Origin of the sequence: Clostridium beijerinckii HUN142, assembly GCF_000621745.1 — a bacterium.
Lineage (GTDB): Bacteria > Bacillota > Clostridia > Clostridiales > Clostridiaceae > Clostridium > Clostridium beijerinckii_A.
Genome location: NZ_KK211336.1, coordinates 76,443 through 98,120 on the forward strand (window position 1 = coordinate 76,443; position 21,678 = coordinate 98,120).

The window sequence follows — 21,678 nt, forward strand, 5'->3', positions numbered from 1 at the left end:
CTTATATAAATAAGTGTAAAAGGAATTATAAATAAAATATTACACTCTTGCTTTATGGAGTAGATAAAAGTGTGAAAAGGAGGAGTAAAGATGAACAAGATAATGTCGGTTGAACAAGCGATTTCCTTAATCAAAAGTGGAGACACTGTTGCATTTGGTGGATTTATAGGTGCTGGACATGCCGAAGGAGTTTCTAAAAAGCTTAAGGAAATATACTTAGAACAAGGTACCCCTAATAATTTGACTCTTGTTTATGCAGCTGGACAAGGTGATGGGAAAGAAAAAGGCTTGAATCATTTAGGGCAAGAAGGGCTTTTGTCAAAGGTAATAGGTGGACATTGGGGATTAGCTCCTAAAATTCAAAAACTCGCAATTGAAAATAAAATAAAGGCTTACAATCTTCCGCAAGGAGTAATATCTAGTCTTTATAGAGATATTGCGGCAGGTAAACCAGGAACAATTACTCATGTTGGTTTAAAAACTTTCGTAGACCCAAGGGTCGAGGGAGGAAAATTAAATGAATGTACAACTGAGGATATTGTAAAGGTTATAGAAATTGATAATAAAGAATATCTCTATTACAAAGCTTTTCCTATAGATGCGGCTATATTAAGAGCAACATATGCAGATGAAGATGGAAATGCAACGCTTCAAAAAGAAGCAGCAACACTTGATGGTTTATCAATGGCACAGGCGGCAAAAAATTCTGGTGGAAAAGTAATTCTTCAGGTCGAGAAAATAGTCTCTAAGGGAACTTTAGATCCAAAGCTTGTAAAAATCCCTGGAATACTTGTAGATTCTATAGTTGTAGCTAATAGTGAAGACCATATGCAGACATTTGCTGAAGCATTTAATCCAGCTTATAGTGGAGAGATAAGAATGCCAGTAGATTCTATCGAATGCCTTCCAATGGATGAAAGAAAAGTAATAGCAAGGCGTTGTGCAATGGAACTTATACCAAATGCAGTGACTAATCTTGGTATTGGTATGCCAGAGGGAATTTCAATGGTCGCCAATGAAGAAGGAATAGGACATACGATGAGATTAACTATTGAGTCTGGTCCGATTGGTGGAATTCCAGCAGGAGGTTTAAGTTTTGGTGCAGCTATAAATCCAGATAGCATTATAGATCAGTCATCTCAATTTGATTTTTATGATGGCGGAGGTCTAGACATAGCATTTTTAGGACTAGCTCAATGCGATGAGAAGGGGAATATAAATGTAAGTAAATTTGGGCCTAAGATAGCTGGATGTGGAGGATTTATAAATATCACTCAAAATTCAAAAAAGGTTATATTCTGTGGAACATTTACAGCAGGAGGACTTAAAATTAATGTTGCTGATGGTAAGTTAGTAATCGAAAATGAGGGAAGATCAAAGAAGTTTATAAAAAATGTTGAACAAATTACATTCAGTGGAGATTATGCTAGAGATGTTGATCAACCAGTACTTTATATAACTGAGAGGGCAGTTTTCAGATTAACAACAGAAGGAGTTACATTAGAAGAAATAGCTCCAGGAGTAAATTTACAAAAAGATATTATTGATCAAATGGACTTCAAGCCAATAATCTCAAAGGATTTAAAAATAATGGATGAAAAAATTTTTAAGGATAAGCCTATGAATTTAAGTAGTAAATAATAAAGAGGAATAAGATAAGGATAAAATATTTGAAAAGAAAAATAATAAAATAACGGAGGTTTTGTATATGGCAGTTATAGGAATTTTATTAAGCTTAGCACTTTTAATGTTTATGGCTTATAAGGGGTTTTCAGTTATTGTTTTCGCACCTATATTTGCAATTATGGCAGCTATATTTTCAGGAATGGCGATTATGCCAACCTATACAGAAATATTCTTACCTAACTTGGGTAACTATGTAAAAGTTTACTTTCCATTCTTCTTACTAGGTGCAGTATTTGGTAAGGTTATGGAGCAATCTGGTGCAGCAAAATCAATAGCAAAATTTATAGTAGATAAATTAGGAAAAAAACGAGCTATGCTATCTGTAATACTAGCAGCAGCCATACTAACTTATGGTGGAGTAAGTCTTTTCGTTGTAGCGTTTGCTGTTTATCCATTTGCAGCTTCTATATTTAAAGAAGCAGATATACCAAAGAGACTCGTTCCAGCAACTATTGCTGTTGGTGCTTTCACATTTACTATGGACGCACTTCCAGGAACACCTCAAATTCAAAACTCTATACCAATGAAATTTTTTAATACAGATCTATATGCGGCTCCTATATTTGGAACTCTAGGTGCAATTATGGTTTTAGTTTGCGGTGTATCTTATTTAGAATGGTGTAAGCGTAAAGCTCAAGCAAAAGGAGAAGGATATGGAACAAACCATAAGCAAGAGCCTGTAATTGTTGAAGATAGCAGTTTACCGAATCCATTTATAGCAGCATTACCATTAGCATCTGTACTTATAGTGACTCTAGTTCTTCAAAAAGTTGTATTTCCTAAATGGGATATCGTTTCTTGGGTAACTAAGGCACCATACAACATCCCAGAAGCAGGTGTTGTTGGTTCAATGAATAACTGGGCTCTTATGATTGCACTTATAGTTGGTATCACTCTTGCAGTATCAATTAACCCAAAACGTATGAAAGGAAACTTTGCTGCAGCAATTAATGCTGGCGCAATTGGATCACTTTTAGCAGTTATGAACACAGCATCAGAAGTTGGTTTCGGTAATGTTATTAAAACTTTACCAGGATTTCAATCTATAGCTCATGCGTTAACAAATATTAATCCAGATGGAAGCCCATTACTTTCGGAGGCAGTTACAGTAAATGTTCTTTCAGGAGTTACAGGTTCTGCTTCAGGAGGAATGAGTATAGCACTTGATACTTTCGGAAAACAATATTTAACTTGGGCAAATAGTGTTGGAATAGATCCACAATTACTTCACCGTGTTGCTGCTATGGCTTCAGGTGGAATGGATACATTACCTCATAATGGTGCAGTTATAACATTACTTGGAATTGCAGGATTAACTCATAAACAATCATATAAAGATATATTCGTAATCACTTGTATAAAGACAGGAACTGTATTTGCATTAATAGCATTACAAAGCATGCTACATTTTGTTTAATTAGAACTGAAAATACTTATAAATAATATTTTGAAAATTATATAGCAAAAAAGGGGGAGTACTAGTGAAAGGATTAACTATAAAGGAATTAAAGATTGGAGATAAAGCATCTTTTCAAAAGACTATTACGGAAACTGATGTATATTTATATGCTGGAATAACAGGAGATTTAAATCCAGCGCATATAAATCAAGTTGAATCAGAAAAAACAATGTTTAAAGGGAGAATTGCTCACGGAATGCTAACTGCTGGTTTAGTGTCAGCAGTATTGGGAATGCAATTGCCAGGACCAGGTTCCATTTATCTTGGACAAGAACTTAAATTTACAGCACCAGTAAGAATAGGAGATACAATTAAGGCTGAAGTAGAAGTAATAGAGAAAATTGAAGATAAAAATAGAATAAAATTAAGTACTACATGCACAAATCAAGATGGTGTTGAAGTGCTTAAAGGCACAGCAACAATAATGCCTCCTAAATAAAGACAAGCTTTAAAAGCAGTGTGAATTTCAATAATTTGAAGTTCACACTGCTTTTTTGTATTAACTAAAAATAATAAAAAAATAGGGAATGTATCTGCATTTATATTATATGGAAAAATATTAAACTTCTATAAGAAAGATTTATGTGCTAATAGCAGAGCAGCAGTTTCTAAGTAAAACATTAAGCCTGTAACCATTTGATTAAGATATTCGATGAATAAACAAATGATTACAGACTTTTATTCATTTAAATGATAATTTAAATAAAGAGTTTTTATTAAGAATTTTTTTCAGCCCATAAACCATGTAAATTACAATATTCTCTAGCAAAAAGAACAGGTTCGTCAACTTTAAAGAAAGCCTCAGGCTTTTCACCAGGTTTTAAGAACTTTCTATATACATTATTTTCAGTATGGATTTCGATCCATTCTATATAGTGGTTATCAAGCATAGGATGTTGTACAGAACCTACCTTTACTAAAACTCCATCTTCAACTTTTTCAATTACAGGAACGTGTTTTTCTGTTGCTCCATCAGTAGTATTTTCAGCCTTAAGTTTCATTGGCTGATTACAACATACTAGTGTACCACCAGCATTATGAACAACCTCCACAATATTACCACAAACTTCACATTTATAAACTTGTTTTAATTCAGTCATTTTATTGCCTCCTAAAATTAATTATAATTCTTTAACTATTTCTTCATAATTTTTTCTATAAGCTCTTGGATATAAAGTTTTACTTTCCTCTAAATAGCCAAGTGCAATTGTCATTACAACAGTTTTGTTATCATCAAGATGAAATTCCTTTTTAATACCATCGAAGTCTATACCACTCATAGGATGGGAATCAACTCCAAATGATTTAGCTGCATACATAATAGACATAGCTAGAAGAGCTGCATTACTTTCTGCAAATTTCAATTTTCTTTCTTCTGATGTACCATATAAACTATATGCAAAACCTTGTGTATTAGCTAGCTTTTCTTCATCTCCATCAAAATTTTTAAGGAAGATATCCCATATGGGATTTGATTTATCATAGCCATTTTTGTCTCCAAGAATTATTAATGTTACTGGCGCTTCCAGTACTTTTGGCTGGTTGCTAGAAAGCTTGTACAATTTGTCTTTAGCTTCTTTTGATTTTACAGCTATAATTTCCCAAGGTTGAAGATTGAATGCTGAAGGAGCTAATACAGCACGGTTTATAATATCTTTTAATAAATTATCTTCTAAATTTTTCTTTGAATCAAAAAAATTAATAGAACGTCTTTCTTCAAAAATCTCTTTTGAACTCATATCAACACACCCTTTTTCACTATCAATAGTTAATGTACTCTTTAAATTTATTTCTAAAAAGTCTTTTTAATGACTAAGAATTTTAAAATTATTATTTAGGTATATTTTTATATTGGAAATCCTTAACTTATTAAAAACTTAGCTAACATAATTAGAAAAAAATGAGAGTTTTATCTTTAACATTATTATATACATAATAATTATATTAGTCAATAATAATTATTAGTTAATAAATTCAATTTGTGATTTAGTTTTGTATTAATTGTGAGAATAATATTTAATAAGATAAAGAAGAAAATGGTGAGTGACATGCAAGATCAAATAACTAGCATTATAGCAAATATATAATTTTATCAAGTAACATTAATTTTACTTATTGAGTTATTTAAATTCGATAGCATTAGTTATAGATAGAAAAGCTCTAACAAATTTATTGTTACTCTATCATCAAAAGGATTAACAATTAATGATAGAGGGGAGCAATATGTTAGAGCTTAACAAAAATTCTGATATACCAATAAATGATTTAGAGGATTTTGTTACTGTTACTGTGGTTATAAGGGAAATATTATCTGATATTTCCCTTAGATTAAAAGTAGTTCTATTTTAGTATTTGATCTTTTATTGAAACATCGGTCCTGTATATTCTTCATAGGGTATTCGAACAGCAGCTCCAGTTTCATCTAGTTTGTATGGTGTTCCTTCGATAGGGTTTATTCCATGAGCCAAGTTAGAGCCTATGGTATAAATAGCATTAGCCATAATACTAGTATCCTGTATGGGAGAGCCTAACATAAAGCCTTTTGAAATCAGATCTCTGGCTTCAGGAGCACCATCTACTCCAACAATTGGAATTACTTTGGACTTATTTCCACTATTGTAGCCATATTTTTGTAAGGCTTTAACGGCACCAATTGCCATAGAATCATCATTTGAAATTATTGACTCTACTTTGTTTCCAAATCTTAAAAATAATGCATCGACAGTATTTTGAGCTGTATCTCTATCCCAACTCAAAACAGGTGATGCAAGCTCTTCTGTCTTTATTCCAGCTTGCTGGATAGTTGAAATAGAATATGCGGATCTATCGATAGATGTTTTGTTAAGTCTTTCACCAATAAGCATTATGTATTGTAGTACGTTATCTTTATTTTTATCAACTAAATCTTTATGATTATTCCAAGCATCAATAATAATTTTACCTTGTAAAGTGCCAGCTTGTTTTGAATCTGTACCCACATATAAGGCCTTTTTATATGATTTTATAGCATCCATTGTAAGTGGTTCTCTATTGAAAACTATCACTGGAATTTCATATTTTGATATTTTACTAATTAAGTCACCTATATCATTGACATTAACCATATCTAGTAATATAAGATCAATTCCTTCGTTAAGTTTGGCATCAAGTTCTGTATTTTGAGTTGATTGATTGAATTTAGCATCATAAAAGGTGAATATGACCTCATTTGGATGCTGATTTTGAATATCTTCAAAATTTTTACGAAGAAAGATAAGGTAATCATCATTAAGATCAGCTGAAAACAGGCCGACTTTAATAGGAGCTCCTTGCCTAGAAATTTCTGCAACAACTGTAGTATTTAGAAGACTGCTTTTAAGTACAATACTAAATATAATAGTAAGTGCAGTTACAGCTAATATTTTTTTAAATATCTTCATTTAAATCCTCCAATCCTCTGTACTTATAAGCTTATTATACGTTTTACGAAAAAGTTTATACTAAATATAAGTAGCTATATAAGTTAATAGAAACAGAAAAGAATTTTGTGTATAAATAAAAAAGCCCCAACAAGGGGGCTAAAAAGTGGATAGTTTAAATCATGAAAACATCTATATTATATGAAAGTTTCGTAGAAATATTCATATAATATAGATATTATTTGAATGCAGTAAATATATTGCGATAATATATTTACATTTAAAACGTTAGTAAGGCAAGTGCACAATTAAGACTAGAATGTAGCAATTTAATCCTAGTATATATAATTTATATTCTTATTATAAAATTTGTTAATGCGTTATATTATATTTTTATAACTCATAACACACAGATGCTTGAGTATCTAGAACGCTACCAATAAATTTTGCAACTTCTAAATGCACTGGATGAGTAAGGTATGAATTCATATCTTCTAATGATTGGAATTTTGTAATTAAAATGATATCATAATTTGTTTTATTAGGACGTATGTTTAGTTCTGCTTGTATATCAAGTAGAACACTTATTTTTCCCTTCATCTTTAAAAGGGTATTCTGAGTTTGTTTAATATTATTGATGTCCCTGTCTTTTAATTTCAATAGTAGGTTATTTATAATCATTATTTGCCTCCTAAAATATTTAATTTAGTCTGTGCAGCTTCTATACCGTTAATCATAAGGACAATTTTATGTATGCCAGGATAGTGCTTACGGGTAGTGAGGTCTGCAAAGCTATGTGTACGCGTGCCTTGTAAATGTGCATTAAATAACAATGTTTTGTCAGATAAGAGGAATAATTTACGTGATGGTTTACCGTTTGATTTTATGAAATCAATGCCATATTCCAAGCGGATATGTACTGAAGAATTCCAGTCTATATCAAGTGAATAATTTAATTCACAACTGTCTCCAATTTTAAGTTGCCTAGGCTGAACAGAGATTGAGGCATTTCTAAATATTGGATTTTCAGCTGGAGAGTTAGTGTAACCAAAGAGAGACATTGCTTTTGGATTAGACTTTTTAATAAGAGTACGACAGCCGCGCCTTAAAATCCAGTCAGTATTTTGATTATGACACATCCAATTTTCTGCTATCTCTAAAACAGTGTCGGGGTTATCTTTTGAAATATCATTAAGATTATTGGCAATACTCTTACGGACATAAAGAGAATCGTCCTCTTTAAGATTTTCTAACACCTTAAGAACTGGATATGGATCGATTTTAAACATTGGAAGAGATGTACCCCAAGGAAGGCGTGGCCGACAACCTTCACTTGAAAGACGTCGTATATGTTCATTGGGAGATAACGACCATTTCATCATATATTCCATCACTCTTTTAGGGTGATGCAATAAAAATGGTCGGATTGCAAACTCTGACGATGATTGTTGAGTGAAACGTTCTAAAGCATTCATAGAAAGCTCAAAATATTCCTCATGCCGCCCATATGTAGCAATAAAATCTGGAAAGAATAGATAGGGAAATCTTATGCAGCTTTCATTAATAGAAAATAAGATATTTAGTGCATTTTCAAAATCATTAGGAAGATAGTTTCCTAATATTTCAGCTATTCTATGAATACGAGCTTTTAAAGGTAATTCATCCCATGGATAGGCCAAAACTGAAGCAACAAAATCTTTCTCATTAAATTTTGTATAAACATTCTGTATTTTACTTGCAAAATCATTTAAAAATTCCAAGGTATAAATATTTTTTAGTGGTTCGCTCATAAGTATTTCACAATCTCCTTGTAACTAATGTATAAAGAAAACTTAATATTTTGCAATAATTCTATTTTAAGAATATATTAAAATATTTTGATGAAGCAATCTCTTATACAGTTAAATTTTATTTATGTTATTATTTTAATAAACTAAACTTGACTACATTATGTCAAGTTTTAGAATTATATTTATTTATCATGCTATCTAAACGATTAATAATTTCGTTTCTTATAGCCATAGGTTCTATGATTTCTAACATAGCTCCGAAGGAAAGAAGATAATTATAAATCCATTCACCTTGAGGCATTGAAATGTCTATAGAGTAAGAGCCGTCGTTATTTATAGTTATATTTTCCTCATCAAAATCATCGTATACTCTATAAGCACCTTCTGATGATATTTTTAACTTAAGATGAATTAGTTCATTGAATTTTTCTGATGATGAATTATTAATAAGATTTTGTGAATCTTGATGTACACAACTTTCACTTGTAATGTGAATATCAGTCATGCGAGTTATCTTAAAGGTTCTGCACGCCGTTCTTCGAAGGCAATATCCTTGGAGATACCAAGCTTTATCTTTGAATAGTAATTTAAAAGGTTCAACATATCTATTGCTTTTCATACCGTCAGCGCTAAAATATGAGAAATTAATTACTTTTTGCTTTAATATTGATTCTTTTATTATATTGAATATTTCCTTTTGTTTTTTTTCACTACCCCAATTAGAAAAATCAACTTCAATCCAATTAATATCGCTTTTTTGAAAAAGATTGCTTAATTTTGATAATACATCATTAATCTCATCGTATCCTACAGCGGAAAGACTCTGCAGAGCAAGTATAATTTTATCTTGCTCGATTTCAGAAAATAGTGACTTATCAAAAACGAATTTATCTACCAATGAAATACCGCCACCTTTACCTTGAATTGAATATATAGGAATTCCAGCTTGGCATAGAGCATCAATATCTCTGTAAATTGTCCTGACAGATACTTCGAAATGCTCAGCTAGTTCTCTAGCCGTTATTGATTTTCTTTTGAGTAGAATATATATAATTTGAAACAATCTACTAATCTGCATAACATCACCTCATATATAAATATACAGTATATAACTTGACAACATAATGTCATATTATATCATTTAGCGCAATACTTGTGGTTAAATCTATTTGATAAATAATACTTATCTTAAATTTAGCATATCAAACCAAAAGGCTTATTATTATACCATTAACTGTTAAAAAGTTCATAAGATTGATTAAGCTAATAAAACTTTTGAATGAAGTACTTATATATGTTAAAGTTAATTCTAGAGTGGAAAGTAATGATAAATGGAATAACAAGAAAAATAAATTTTAATTATCATTTATAGGATAAATTACTATAAATATACATGAAAACTACTTTAGTGTAGTTATAGGAATAGTGTGGCAACAGTATTTTCGAAATATGGAAGATTAATTTATTTATCATTATGTTTGTATTAGGTCTGTTAACATTAGTGCCTAGAATAGTTTTTATAGGTATTCTTTCTGATACACTCAAAATAAGTATTTCTAGTTATACTACTATTTTGTTATCTGTAGCAATTACTGGTAATCTGGTTTTTAATACTACACTATACTATTTGCATTTGCACAGATATATGATTAGAAGAGAATTTAATAAGCCCATAATACAAAAAAGTTTGATTGAACAAATTTTATAAGGAGGTAATTCAAATGATAGGAATAATTGTAGGCACTCATGGAGATTTATCTAAGGAGTTAGTTAAATCCGCAGAAATGATCTATGGGAAACAAAAAAATATTGGATGTGCCACGTTTAAGCCAGGGGAGGGAATTGAAAACTTATTAGATAAGTACAATAATCTTATACAGGAATTAGACTGCACAGACGGAATTTTATTTATGGTGGACCTTTTTGGGGGAAGTCCATTTAATGTTGCTAGTATGATTGCATTAAAAAATGAGGATATGGAGGTTATAACTGGAATTAACATGCCAATGTTATTGGAAGTTTTTGCAGGCAGGGAGGGTTCAAGTCTTTCAGAGCTATTAGAGATTGCACAAAATGGGGGTAAAAACTCAATAAAACCATTAGAGAAACAAATAGATAAGAATTTAGATGATGACATATTTTAAATTTAAAAAAATTAATGATTAGTTCAAGATTAATTACAGAGTATTCGATAAAAAGATAAAATAATTACATAAAGATGATGAAGAAGGTATTAAGAAAAATAAATGAGGATGATAGAAGGTACTATTTTAAAGATAGGGACTTTGATGCTTAAGATAATTAGCTGAGCAATTAGGAGAACTAAACCTGAATGGGAGGAAGTTCTCCTAATTGCATTTGGGATAATGTTAATTTTAAATTTTATGAGAGTATAGACGTTTTTATGACTAATAAGAAATTGATACTTAAAATATAAATAAGAATTTAATGGCGTTTAACATATTTATAAAAAGGTAATTTGATTATAGGTCCAGTTTCATCAAATTTATAATTTGTTTCATTAAGAGGGTCCGCACCAGAAATTAAATTCACGCCTACAGAATGGATTGCATCTGCATAAGCACGTGTATCTTGAATAACCGTACCTGTCATAAATCCCTGATCTATTAACTTTCTAGATTCTGGTATCGCATCTACGCCAACAACTGGAATGTACTTTGAATTTCCGCCTTTATTAAAACCATATTTCTGCAGTGCCTCAATAGCACCAATGGCCATAGCATCATTATTAGAAATTATAACCTCAACTTTACTATATAAATTTAAAAGTGAAGATTGTATATCATCTCTTGCACAATCCTTATTCCAATTACATGTAGATGATAAAAGTTCGTCTGTCTTTATACCAGCATCATTAAGTGCTTGAATAGGATACTTACTTCTTAAAGGTGTTGATGGATCACTAATAGGGCCTTTTAGCATAATATATTGCATTACATTATCTTTATTTCTATCTAGTGCTTTTTTATTAGAATTCCAAGAATCAACAAGAATGTTTCCTTGAAGAGAACCGGATTGAGCGTCATCTGCACCTATTATGACAGCCCTATTATAAGTTTTAATATAATTTATTATTGGATTGCTTGGAATTAGTGTTACAATTAGCGGAATATTTTTATTGAATATTTTACCAAGAGCATTTTGTGAGAAATTTGTGTTAGAGTTAACCAAATCTACTACAAAAAGATTAAAGTTTTGATTAAATGATCCATCAATATTTTCATTTTGAATAGTTTCATTACCTTTTGAATCAAAGAAAGTAAAATGAATTCTATTTTCATTTTCTCTTTGAACTTCTTCTAAGTCTTTTTTTAAACTAGAAATAAAAGGAGAATTGAAATTACTTAGGAATACCGCAATTTTGACTTGATCTTGAGAATTAGTGTTTGGAGTAGCATATACAGAAGTTTCGATGCTACGTAAGAGTAATATAGAAATTATCATAAAAGATAGTGCATTTTTAAAAAATCTCATTGTTGTCCTCCATAGTTAGTAAATTATTTGAAATACACGTGAAATTAGGTTGTCCTGTATCAAAAAAATTATTCATATGGAATTTACAATACTTTATATACTTTTTTAAAATGATAGCATAATCTTAATGATCTCTTATTATATAGTCTAAGGAAGAGTTGAAAAAACATATCATATTTTTAACAATAAAATTTAAAAAAAGTTGAAGTGTTTTTTATTTATCGATCGTTATATTTAGTGTAGGGATTAATTAAGGTGGTGATAGATATTGAAAAAGAACAATTTCCAAATTGCATAAAACAATATGAACGGTTAATTATCACTATTTGTTTATCCTTCACAAAAAATTATTTTGATGCTGAAGATTTGGCTCAGCAAACATTTTTATCAGCATATCAAAATTGGGAAGGCTTTGATGGAGATAACATTAAAGCTTGGCTTGCTAAAATCGCTGCAAATAAGTGTAAGGACTATCTTAAGAGCAAAGTAAGGAAAACAGTTAGTTTATCAGAAGATGAATACCAAGATCTTGAGTATATAGGAGATTCACCAGAGGAAACAGTAGTAAAAAAGAATACTACAGAGAGAATACAAAGTTTATGCAACAAGCTAAAAGAGCCATATAGAACTGTAGCTATAAGCTATTTTTGCAAAGATGTCAAATTATCAAATTTGGCAAAGGAAACGGGCCAGAATATTAGAACTTTGGAAACACAACTTTACAGGTCAAAAAAAATGTTAAAGGATTTATGGAAGGAGGAGTTTATGTGAATAACAGATTATTTGATGAAGAAGGTCATTTAACTGAAGAAACATTAACGGCGCTTAAGTTTGATATTCTAAGCGACGAACAAATGATTGATATATTAGAACATATTAATGATTGTCAAGTGTGTGCTGGTGAATTTGCTGATAGTTTTAAAGAAGATGAACTTGCAGAAGCTCCTTTAGGTTTTCAAGAAAAAGTACAAATTAAAATAAAAAGTAAAAAGCAAAGCAAGATTCAGTTCCGTTTTTATTGTGCTAAAGTTGCAGTTGCAGCTAGTATAGCGTTAATATTGGTTTTTTCAAATGGATTAAATTCTTTAGTTAATACAGCGACAAATCATGTTAAACCATTAGATTTTAGGATTGTAGATTCGGTTAATGTAAATCTGAATAACTTTTCTGAAAAAATAATTAAATTGGAGGTTTTTAATAATGATCAAGAGAAAAAGTAGATTTTTAACTTTTGTTTTTTCAATGCTGCCAGGTGCAGGACATATGTATATGGGATTTATGAAAATAGGGGTATCTTTTATGGCTGTATTCTTCTTTTTAATATTTCTTTCTTCGTGGCTCAACATAGGACCGCTGTTATATATAGCACCTCTTATTTGGTTTTATTCTTTTTTTGACTGTACTAATAGGATGAGTTTAAATGACGATGAACTTTTACTTTTAGAAGATAAGTATTTGTTTTCTATTGATAAGCTAGCAAGATTAGATAAAGATATATTTGAGAAACGTAGATTTGCAGTAGGTATTATATGTCTATTTTTAGGCGTATATTTAGTTTTAGAAAATATAATGAGTATTTTAGAGCCATATATTCCATATGAACTACGCCGTTTTATTATTTATGATTTAATGAGAGATACTCCTAAAGTAATTATAGGAGTAGCAATAGTTACACTTGGTATAAAACTTATCAAGGGGAAAAAAATGGAGAGTGAGATAGATGATTAAGGTCCGCAAGGTAGGAACATTAACCTCGGGACTTGCTTTAATAGTATTTGGGATAATGTTTTTACTTAGAGTGTTTATAACTAATCTTAATGTTCTTTTAATTGTATCAATGTGGCCACTTATCTTAGTAAGTGTTGGGATAGAGATTATCGCAGCTTGCATAATAAATAATCAAGAAAGAATGCAGTATGATTTTAGTGCAATAATATTAGTTATTATTTTAGTGTTCTTTGCTATGGGAATGGGAGGAGCAGAATTTATAGTTACTCATTCACCACAGTTTAGAGGAACAATTTAATATTATAAGAAAGTTTAAAAAGAAGATGATTCAATAGTTAAAAGAATTTTGGCCCAAGGCATATCGGATTGCCTTGGGTTTATTTATTGTAGCTGAAATTAAAGCATCATGATTATGAAGGAATGCTGCATAATAAATGTTATATTGAGAAATAGAACTTCTGTGCAATAGTCAGATGAAAATTATTTTACCGAAAATATTAATGTTATTTTAATGATTATTTCGAGATGTTTATACCACAAATTCTGGTTCGGTTTTTCCTAGCTTAGATTTTTTTTGATTATTAAAAGGTACTGCTGCTAATCCTAGAATTGCAATAATTGCTGTAAGCAAGAAGCACTTATTATAAACTTTATTACTTTCATCATTTTTTATGACAGTCATTTCATCTAAGACATTATGGATCTCTTTTGTTTGAGTATTAAAGTTTTCTTCTATAGCTGGTTTCGTTTTATCAGGAGCAGAAGCTAATACAGCATCCTCTTTCTCTTTAATTAATTTATCAACCATATCTTTTGAAAAGGAATTATTTTTGCTGGTGTCTGCAGTCTTTATTTTATCAACTATCGTAGATTTTACTTGATCTTCAAGAACTGTATTGTTATTAACAAGTTCTATTATTCTGCTTTTTGAATTATCTATAGCTTGAGTAGTGTAATAGCTGCTTAACGTTGAAACTAAGGCTACAGCTAAACATGCAGTTAGTTGTCTAAAGCTGTTCAATATTCCTGAAGCAATACCATTCTTATCTTTTGAAACCTCGTCAAATGCACTTTTATATAGTGGAGAGGTTGAAGCAACACCAAGTCCTACTACAATGAATGCACTATAAATTATCTTCATATTGTTTGAACTATTCATAAATACAAACATAAGATCACCTAAAGATACAAAAATTATTGCTAATAATGAAATAACTCTGGCACCATATTTCTTAGATATAATTGCAAAGATTGGAGAGGTAAGAAATGAAACACCGCTGACTATACCTAAGATAAGTCCAGATTTTAGTACGGAATAACCTAATTGGTTTTCTAGATAGAAATTCATTAAATAAGATATAGGCATATAAGCAAAGAATATTACTCCAACTATTATTATTGAAGAAGTAAAGCTTCTTATTTTAAATAATTTAAATTCTATCATTGGATTTTTTGATCTTAATTCATATATTAAGAAAGCAATAATTGAAATTGCTGAGGTTATTATTAAAATAACTATTTTTGTACTGCCCCAGCCATATGAGCTCCCTTTAACGAGGAAAAAGGTTAGTGCTCCGATTCCGTAAGATAATAATATGGAACCAATAAAATCTATTCGCTTTTCAATTGTTCTATCATAACATTCTGTAAGACATTGAGCTCCAAAGATTAAAGAGACGATGATAAAAGGAACATTTACATAGAATATTGCTTTAAAACCAAAGGCTTCATTTAAGATTCCGCCAACAACGGGACCAGAAGCTGCAGCTATAGAAATTGTCATACCAATTACAATAGCAAGTTTTGACATGGCATCTTTACCAAATAATTCGATACCTAAAGGGATGGCTAGTGGAGCAAGAATTGCAGCTCCTATACCTTGCATGATTCTAAAAATTATAATCATGGAAAGGGAAGTGGAAAGCCCGCAAAGTATTGATGAAGTACCAAATACTATAAGACCAATTATAAATAGTTTCTTTCTTCCAAAAATATCTGCAATTTTAGAAAAGTTTATTAAAAGAGCTGAGAATGGGATCAAGTAAGCGGTACTTACCCATGATATTCCTGTTATATCTGTGTTGAAGTAATCAGCCATAGAAGGCAAAGATACATTAACTATGGTTGAATCTAATACTGTTAAGAAGCAAGCTATTGCTAGTGAGATAAATGCTAATACTTTTTGTTTTTTATTCATGAGAACCTCCAAAATTTTTATTATATGAATATGAAATTGAGTTCATGTTTATATAATATACTGGAAAAAATTAAAAGTCAATATATGAAATGAGTTTCATATTTTGTTGACTTTTATTTTTTTATCTTTTATTATTTAAATAGGTGATAAAGATGGAAAGAAAGACAAGAATACCAACACAAAAAAGAGCTTTGGAAAAATACAATAGAATTTTAGAAGCGGCTTATAAATTATTCAATGAAAAAGGTTATTATAATACTACAACAGCAGATATATCTAATGAAGCTAATGTAGCAACAGGTTCTGTATATGCCTATTTTGAAGATAAGAAGGAAATTTATCTTAAAGTAATTGAAAGGATTAACCAAAAGTTTGATTACCCAAGTCATGATTATTGGTTAGAAAATGCCGATAAGGAATTTGATGATGCTGAAGTAGCAAAACAACTATTTAAAGCATTTATAAAGATGATGTTAGATTATCATGACTTTTCTAAAACTTTTCATGATGAAATGGAAGCATTAACACTGTTAGATAAAGATGTAGCTGCTTTGAGGAAAGAATATGATGAGCAGAGAAAAGATAAAATTAAAGAGATTTTCAAAGCTTTATCTTTACCTTTTAATAGTGAAGAGGAAGAAAGATTATTTTATCATTATTCATTTTTCATAACAGATGATGTATGCCATAGGATTAAATTTGATGATGAAATTAAGAACATCGATTTATGCATCGAGAAATGTGTTAATATGTTGTACTGTTTGTTCGAAGATTGTACAAATTATATAAAGATAACATAGGGAAATTTAATATATTGATAAGAGTGGCTTTTGTGATTAACATTTTCTTTTAGCATAAAGATAAGTATATGTCTAGTTATAGTGAAAAATTTTATTAATAAGAATTACACACTATTTATATCATAGATTAAATTTATATTATAAATATTATTTGTATATATTAAAAAGGCCCCAATAAAGGGGCAAAGAATGAATGCCTAGGTTTAAAAATAAACCCATTTTAGTATGCGTAAAGTTGAACGTTTTATACATTATATATGTGTTGAGGCATTCTTAATATTTATAAAAAAATTCAGAATATCTATTTTACGAATAATTATTAGAGTATATGTCTTAAAATCAATAACAAATATAGTAAGTTAGCATAATATATAATTAGAAGTTTAATCAAAAGATTATAAATTTGATAATTTACGGAGGAAAAGAAATGGGATACAGATGTCATAGAAGAAGATATAGAAATTCTAATACTCTTGGAGCAGTAAGCAATAACAATAATTGTAACGGAACTCTTGGAGAAAATGTACGATGTAATTGTAATGGAACCCTTGGAGAAAATGTGCAATGCCATTGTAGGAGAAATTATCCTTCAGCTGGTGCATTAGAAGATGCTTATAACCAAGGGTATAAGGATGGATATTGTGCAGGAGTAGAAGCAGGACGTGAAGAAGGATATTGTCAAGGATACCAAGAAGGTGCACAAGAAGGATGCCAAGATGCAAAAGAAGCCGCAGTAAGATGTATAAACAGCATTAGATGCAATTAGAGTAACAGATTTTTTATAATAAAAATTAAGAAATAGAGAGAGCAACGTAATTGTACAGTGCTGTCTCTATTTTATATTGGTTATTGTTTTTTATGGGATTTTTATTATATGCGTTAAAATAATAAATTTAGGACACTAGCAAGTCAAATGATTAATTAAGAATAAGATTTTTAAGTTCAATTAGAATATCTACATATGAAATTTTAATTGGAATTGACATTCTTTTATGTTAAAAATATACTGATAGTATACTTAAAGAAAATATAGTGACTTTAAATAAACGAAGCTAATAATAGTTATGGAACACCGGAACTAAAATAAAAAGAGAGGCAGATTAGAAAAAGCGATATAGTAAATGTAGCAGGGAAGCATTCTAAAAAGATATATAGAATAATTTGAAGAGGTATTATAATAATATAATTTGGGGGTAATTATGAGTACGACAATTTATTTTTTTAGTGGAACAGGTAATTCATTAAAAGTTGCAAAAGATGTAAGAGATAGATTAGGAGAAACAAAACTTGTGAGGATTTCTAAAGAAAGCTTATCAATTACTAGTGATAATATATCAGACAAGATTGGTTTTATTTATCCAGTATATTTTGGTGGAATACCATATATGGTAAGAAAGTTTATAGAAAATCTGGAAATAAGTAAAGATGTATATATTTTTGCAGTTGCAACTTTTGGCTCTGGTGCAGGGGTATCTTTTAATCAAATAGATAGCATATTAAATAGAAAAGGAACAGCCCTATCAGCAAGCTTTAGTTTAACTATGCCAGGAAATTACCAGGTTATGTATTCGCCACTTGCAGATGAAAAGCAAGAAAGGTTATTTAAAAATTCAGATGAAGAAATATTAAAAATAGTAGATAGTGTAAAAAGAAATGAAATTAAGAATTCTAATAAGGCTGGTGGAATCAAAAAAGTTGCGTTTAGATTTATATATAATACGTTTAAGCCCAAAGATAAAGATAAGAATTTTTGGACAACAGAAAAATGTAATGGATGTGGTATTTGCTCAAAAATTTGTCCGGCAAATAATATTAACATAGTTAATGGAAAGCCAAAGTGGGAACATAGGTGTGAATTTTGCCTTGCGTGTATGCAATGGTGTCCACAAAAATCTATACAATATAAAAAAGCCACATTAAAAAGAGGTAGATATCATCATCCGAAAATAAAAGTAAGTGAATTATTTCAAAAATAAATTTAATAATTTTACTAATCTGAGTTTAAATTCCAAGAGTTTATAGAATTGTTTAATATATATGTTGTAATTGCTTTTCTACATTATTATTTTAATTGAGAGCTTGGCTTATTGGAATTCTAAATATAAGTTTATTATTGCAACATATATGTCTAAGAGAATATTTATAGATAATAAAAACTTCAGAAATTTATTATGTGATAGGATGATGTGTAAATTCAATCTTTTTACATACTATGAGAAAGTAAGTTATGAAATATTAAAAAATGCTTAGAGCGAAATAGAAGCTTTAAGCATTTATTTATGTAAAAATATATAAATAAAAATTATAATAAGAAGATGTTAAGTTAGTTGCAAGTTTGTGATTCAGGGCGAAAATTTTAAGTTGAAATCTAAAAGATAAGAAAAAAATAAGTAGTGTTAAGGATATATATATTGATATTAAAGATGATGAATAGGTAGAAAAGTTCTTATTTTCTGCTAAATATTCAATCTGTACATATCAGTCTAGTTAAAATTATGAGAAAGATTCAGACCAATAATTGCATTGTTGGTTGTTGTATGTATGAAATGTGGGATTGCTACTAAGAATATCAAAATATTGATACTAAAAAATGAATTTAGTTAGCAAAAAGCAAATATTGTATCATAAAACGCATATTTTTAGGAATAAAAAGAATATTTTAAGGAAATAGAAGAAGAGTTGTAATAATTTTGCTTTTCGTGCATCATTCTGTATGTTTAAAGGAAAAAGTATTTATTTAATTTTCATATTATGAGAGAATTTGGTTGTAAATAATTTAATAATAAGTTTATTTACAAATAAGATATAATATGGGAGGAAAAATATATGAAAAAAAATTTTTTAACTAAACTTGCAGCTGTAGCCTTAGTTATGGGGGCAGTAGTAACAGCACTTCCAGCTAGTGCTGATACAACATATATGAGCAAGGTATTTTCAGGAACAAATGATAACAATAGAAGTGAAAGAAAAGTATTAGCAGCTGGAGAAGCTACTTTTTATGGTATTGCGAAAGCAGGAACTGGGGATGGATATGCTAGAAAATATGTATCTAGCGGAACAGATAAAACTGTTGCAAGTGTTTCTGTTAAAAATGTTAGTGGAAAAGATACTGATAATGATGATTTCACTGCAGATGGATCAAGTCAATATTATATGAGATGGTCAGGATATAGTGATGGTTCTCAAGCACGATTGAAAATTGTAGGTATAGACTAAAATATTTGATCTTATATGGTAGGGGTTGTGATAAAGTAATCCCTACTTTTTTAGGTATTTCTAATGTGAATGTTGTTAGTAAGAGAGAAAGTTCGCATGAAAGCTTTAATTGTAAACTACTAGAGATATACAAAATATAGAAAAAATCAAATATTTATATACTAAGCAAGCCTTTAAATGAAGATTATCTGGAGCATCTAAAATTTATTAGCCCAATAATGAACATTAAAATATATTTAAAAACCATAGGTTAAACGAAAATTTGATGAAGGGGCTGTAAATAAAGTAGATTTGTTCATTTTACTTGATTAAATTATAGCTGCGAGAGGAATAGATTAATGATAAAGTTAACTAAATTTTATACTAAAATATTTGTTAGAACGCCAATTTTTATAATTTCGCTATTATTTAATATATATATATTTATTGTACAATTAAAATCATTAAATTTATCTATACTAGAGTACACAGGAATAATAAGCTATGCTATAATTGCCTCAAATTTATTTTTTTTGGTTACAACATCTTCCATAATATCTAAAAAGTCTGAAGTTATGGATTTTTTAGAAAAAAATAAATTTAAAAGATATTTAACTATTATACTATCAGGATCTATTATTTCAGTAATTACATCAATAATACCAATCATTATAATACTTGCTTTCAAAAATAATAATATTGAACTTTATTTTGTTATTACTGGGATTTTAAATTTTTTTCTAATATGGAACTTATCAAATATCATATCAATTTCAATAGGTGCGTCTATTGGGATTTTATTAAATAGATGGATTTCTATTTTTTTATCACTTGCTATTTATGGTTTCTTTCCATTCAATTTGAATAATCCTTTATTTAAGTCACAAGTTCTTAATAAACTTTTTAATATATATAGCGATTCTACAAGTATTCAAACGAATATTCTGTGTGATGAAATATTTAATTTATCATATATTTTGGACAAACTATTTGTATTATGGTTAATATTACTAATGATTATTATAGTTAAGATATTATTGGATAAAAGCAGAAAAATATCAAGTGGTATTGCCGTTATTTCAATTATGCTGCTAATTGTATTTACTATTATTAGTAGCAACAGTAATGTTACGTATATACATAAATATGATATTGCTAAACTAAGTGCAGAAAAATACCATATTGATTCCTATAAAATGGATATAAATATTGCTAATAGTCTAAAGAATAATGTTTTGTTTCATGTAAATATAGATGAGAGTGTAGATTCTATAACATTTTTGCTAGATGATTTATTTAAGGTAAAAGAAATAACGGTAGACAATGAGCCCGTTAAATTCACTCACGAGAAAGGTAAAGTTGTATTAGATTATAAGACAAGTGGGAAAAAAAGTATTAATGTTTTAGTTTCATATGAAGGATATATACATGTAGAAGATAATTTGGGAGTAGATACGTTCTATTGTAATAGTCATGCTTTAAATATTACAGATTCCTTGCATTGGTATCCAGGTTTATATGACAATTCGCTAATATCTTATAATATAAATATAAATACATCGTCTAATATATACTCTAATTTGGACGTGGAAAGCCAGAGTAATAATTTATTAAACAATAACTATAAATTAACTGGAAAGACATCTGGAGTAGATTTATTTGCAGGTCAATACAGGAAAATTGATGATAATGGTATTGAATATATAATCCCAAGTACTTATAATCTTGAGGATTTTAGGGCTAAATTGGATAAGAGCATTTCATCTTATCTAACAAAACATGAGGAAGAATTTTCAAAAGATGATTTTGAATTATTAAGAGAGAAGAAGTATAAGAAGGTCATTGTAGGAATGCGCGTAAATACTAACAGTTATATAAAAATATCTAATGATACATTATTAATAAATTATATATAGTTAGAGGGAGTTAT

Annotated in this window: 22 protein-coding genes; 14 read left to right on the forward strand and 8 right to left on the reverse strand. The window is 29.4% G+C overall.

Annotated features, from left to right (window positions below; translation table 11 throughout):
* Positions 1 to 90 precede the first annotated feature (90 nt).
* From T483_RS0121600 to T483_RS0121610, 3 genes are all read left to right on the forward strand, one after another.
* Complete coding sequence (locus T483_RS0121600; RefSeq protein WP_026888696.1) at positions 91 to 1,641, forward strand: acyl CoA:acetate/3-ketoacid CoA transferase; 1,551 nt, start codon at positions 91 to 93, stop codon at positions 1,639 to 1,641.
* 67 nt (positions 1,642 to 1,708) lie between these two features.
* On the forward strand, positions 1,709 to 3,103 hold the full coding sequence (locus T483_RS0121605) for a GntP family permease (protein WP_026888697.1): 1,395 nt from the start codon (positions 1,709 to 1,711) through the stop codon (positions 3,101 to 3,103).
* Between the two features lie 64 nt (positions 3,104 to 3,167).
* Positions 3,168 to 3,584: a MaoC family dehydratase gene (locus T483_RS0121610; RefSeq protein WP_026888698.1), complete on the forward strand. Its 417-nt coding sequence runs from the start codon at positions 3,168 to 3,170 to the stop codon at positions 3,582 to 3,584.
* Between the two features lie 277 nt (positions 3,585 to 3,861).
* On the opposite strand, the gene T483_RS0121615 is transcribed toward T483_RS0121610, so the two are convergent.
* Positions 3,862 to 4,245: a desulfoferrodoxin gene (locus T483_RS0121615; RefSeq protein WP_026888699.1), complete on the reverse strand. Its 384-nt coding sequence runs from the start codon at positions 4,243 to 4,245 to the stop codon at positions 3,862 to 3,864.
* Between the two features lie 21 nt (positions 4,246 to 4,266).
* Positions 4,267 to 4,884, reverse strand: a complete 618-nt coding sequence (locus T483_RS0121620; RefSeq protein ID WP_026888700.1) for a nitroreductase family protein — start codon at positions 4,882 to 4,884, stop codon at positions 4,267 to 4,269.
* A gap of 484 nt (positions 4,885 to 5,368) precedes the next feature.
* On the opposite strand from T483_RS0121620, the gene T483_RS32535 reads away from it, so the two are divergent.
* Positions 5,369 to 5,494 (forward strand): hypothetical protein, encoded by a 126-nt coding sequence (locus T483_RS32535; RefSeq protein ID WP_278247472.1) that lies wholly within the window; start codon positions 5,369 to 5,371, stop codon positions 5,492 to 5,494.
* Between the two features lie 11 nt (positions 5,495 to 5,505).
* On the opposite strand, the gene T483_RS0121630 is transcribed toward T483_RS32535, so the two are convergent.
* The 4 genes from T483_RS0121630 to T483_RS0121645 form a co-directional block, all read right to left on the reverse strand.
* The gene (locus tag T483_RS0121630; RefSeq protein ID WP_026888701.1) at positions 5,506 to 6,564 is read right to left on the reverse strand and encodes a galactose ABC transporter substrate-binding protein; all 1,059 of its coding nucleotides are present in this window, start codon (positions 6,562 to 6,564) and stop codon (positions 5,506 to 5,508) included.
* A 372-nt stretch (positions 6,565 to 6,936) separates the two neighbouring features.
* A complete protein-coding gene (locus T483_RS0121635; protein ID WP_026888702.1) occupies positions 6,937 to 7,224 on the reverse strand; it encodes a Dabb family protein in 288 nt (95 codons plus the stop codon).
* Positions 7,224 to 8,333: a DNA alkylation repair protein gene (locus tag T483_RS0121640; RefSeq protein ID WP_026888703.1), complete on the reverse strand. Its 1,110-nt coding sequence runs from the start codon at positions 8,331 to 8,333 to the stop codon at positions 7,224 to 7,226. Before T483_RS0121640 ends, T483_RS0121635 begins: the two co-directional genes overlap by 1 nt.
* A 163-nt stretch (positions 8,334 to 8,496) precedes the next feature.
* Entirely contained in the window at positions 8,497 to 9,411 is a 915-nt protein-coding gene (locus T483_RS0121645; RefSeq protein WP_026888704.1) for a helix-turn-helix transcriptional regulator, read from the reverse strand.
* Between the two features lie 643 nt (positions 9,412 to 10,054).
* Between T483_RS0121645 and T483_RS0121650 the strand changes: the two genes are divergently transcribed.
* Positions 10,055 to 10,477, forward strand: a complete 423-nt coding sequence (locus T483_RS0121650) for a PTS sugar transporter subunit IIA (RefSeq protein ID WP_026888705.1) — start codon at positions 10,055 to 10,057, stop codon at positions 10,475 to 10,477.
* A 301-nt stretch (positions 10,478 to 10,778) separates the two neighbouring features.
* On the opposite strand, the gene T483_RS0121660 is transcribed toward T483_RS0121650, so the two are convergent.
* A complete protein-coding gene (locus T483_RS0121660) occupies positions 10,779 to 11,828 on the reverse strand; it encodes a galactose ABC transporter substrate-binding protein (protein WP_026888706.1) in 1,050 nt (349 codons plus the stop codon).
* 258 nt (positions 11,829 to 12,086) lie between these two features.
* Between T483_RS0121660 and T483_RS0121665 the strand changes: the two genes are divergently transcribed.
* The 4 genes from T483_RS0121665 to T483_RS0121680 are packed head-to-tail and all read left to right on the forward strand — an operon-like array spanning position 12,087 to position 13,854.
* Entirely contained in the window at positions 12,087 to 12,599 is a 513-nt protein-coding gene (locus T483_RS0121665; RefSeq protein WP_026888707.1) for an RNA polymerase sigma factor, read from the forward strand.
* Positions 12,596 to 13,048 (forward strand): hypothetical protein, encoded by a 453-nt coding sequence (locus T483_RS0121670; protein ID WP_026888708.1) that lies wholly within the window; start codon positions 12,596 to 12,598, stop codon positions 13,046 to 13,048. The genes T483_RS0121665 and T483_RS0121670 overlap by 4 nt, the downstream gene beginning before the upstream one ends.
* A complete protein-coding gene (locus T483_RS0121675; RefSeq protein WP_026888709.1) occupies positions 13,029 to 13,556 on the forward strand; it encodes a hypothetical protein in 528 nt (175 codons plus the stop codon). The genes T483_RS0121670 and T483_RS0121675 overlap by 20 nt, the downstream gene beginning before the upstream one ends.
* Positions 13,549 to 13,854 (forward strand): hypothetical protein, encoded by a 306-nt coding sequence (locus T483_RS0121680; protein WP_026888710.1) that lies wholly within the window; start codon positions 13,549 to 13,551, stop codon positions 13,852 to 13,854. The genes T483_RS0121675 and T483_RS0121680 overlap by 8 nt, the downstream gene beginning before the upstream one ends.
* 231 nt (positions 13,855 to 14,085) lie before the next feature.
* Here the strand turns inward: T483_RS0121680 and T483_RS0121685 are convergent, their stop codons facing one another.
* Complete coding sequence (locus tag T483_RS0121685) at positions 14,086 to 15,753, reverse strand: MFS transporter (protein ID WP_026888711.1); 1,668 nt, start codon at positions 15,751 to 15,753, stop codon at positions 14,086 to 14,088.
* Positions 15,754 to 15,905: 152 nt separating this feature from the next.
* Here T483_RS0121685 and T483_RS0121690 point away from each other — a divergent pair, with 152 nt between their 5' ends.
* The 5 genes from T483_RS0121690 (at position 15,906) to T483_RS31735 (ending at position 21,664) form a co-directional block, all read left to right on the forward strand.
* The gene (locus tag T483_RS0121690; protein ID WP_026888712.1) at positions 15,906 to 16,553 is read left to right on the forward strand and encodes a TetR/AcrR family transcriptional regulator; all 648 of its coding nucleotides are present in this window, start codon (positions 15,906 to 15,908) and stop codon (positions 16,551 to 16,553) included.
* Between the two features lie 427 nt (positions 16,554 to 16,980).
* A complete protein-coding gene (locus T483_RS0121695; RefSeq protein ID WP_026888713.1) occupies positions 16,981 to 17,319 on the forward strand; it encodes a hypothetical protein in 339 nt (112 codons plus the stop codon).
* A 433-nt stretch (positions 17,320 to 17,752) separates the two neighbouring features.
* Complete coding sequence (locus tag T483_RS0121700; protein ID WP_026888714.1) at positions 17,753 to 18,529, forward strand: EFR1 family ferrodoxin; 777 nt, start codon at positions 17,753 to 17,755, stop codon at positions 18,527 to 18,529.
* An 850-nt stretch (positions 18,530 to 19,379) separates the two neighbouring features.
* The gene (locus T483_RS0121705) at positions 19,380 to 19,769 is read left to right on the forward strand and encodes a hypothetical protein (RefSeq protein ID WP_026888715.1); all 390 of its coding nucleotides are present in this window, start codon (positions 19,380 to 19,382) and stop codon (positions 19,767 to 19,769) included.
* Positions 19,770 to 20,107: 338 nt separating this feature from the next.
* Positions 20,108 to 21,664, forward strand: coding sequence for a hypothetical protein (locus T483_RS31735; protein ID WP_026888716.1), 1,557 nt, complete (start codon positions 20,108 to 20,110; stop codon positions 21,662 to 21,664).
* Positions 21,665 to 21,678 lie beyond the last annotated feature (14 nt).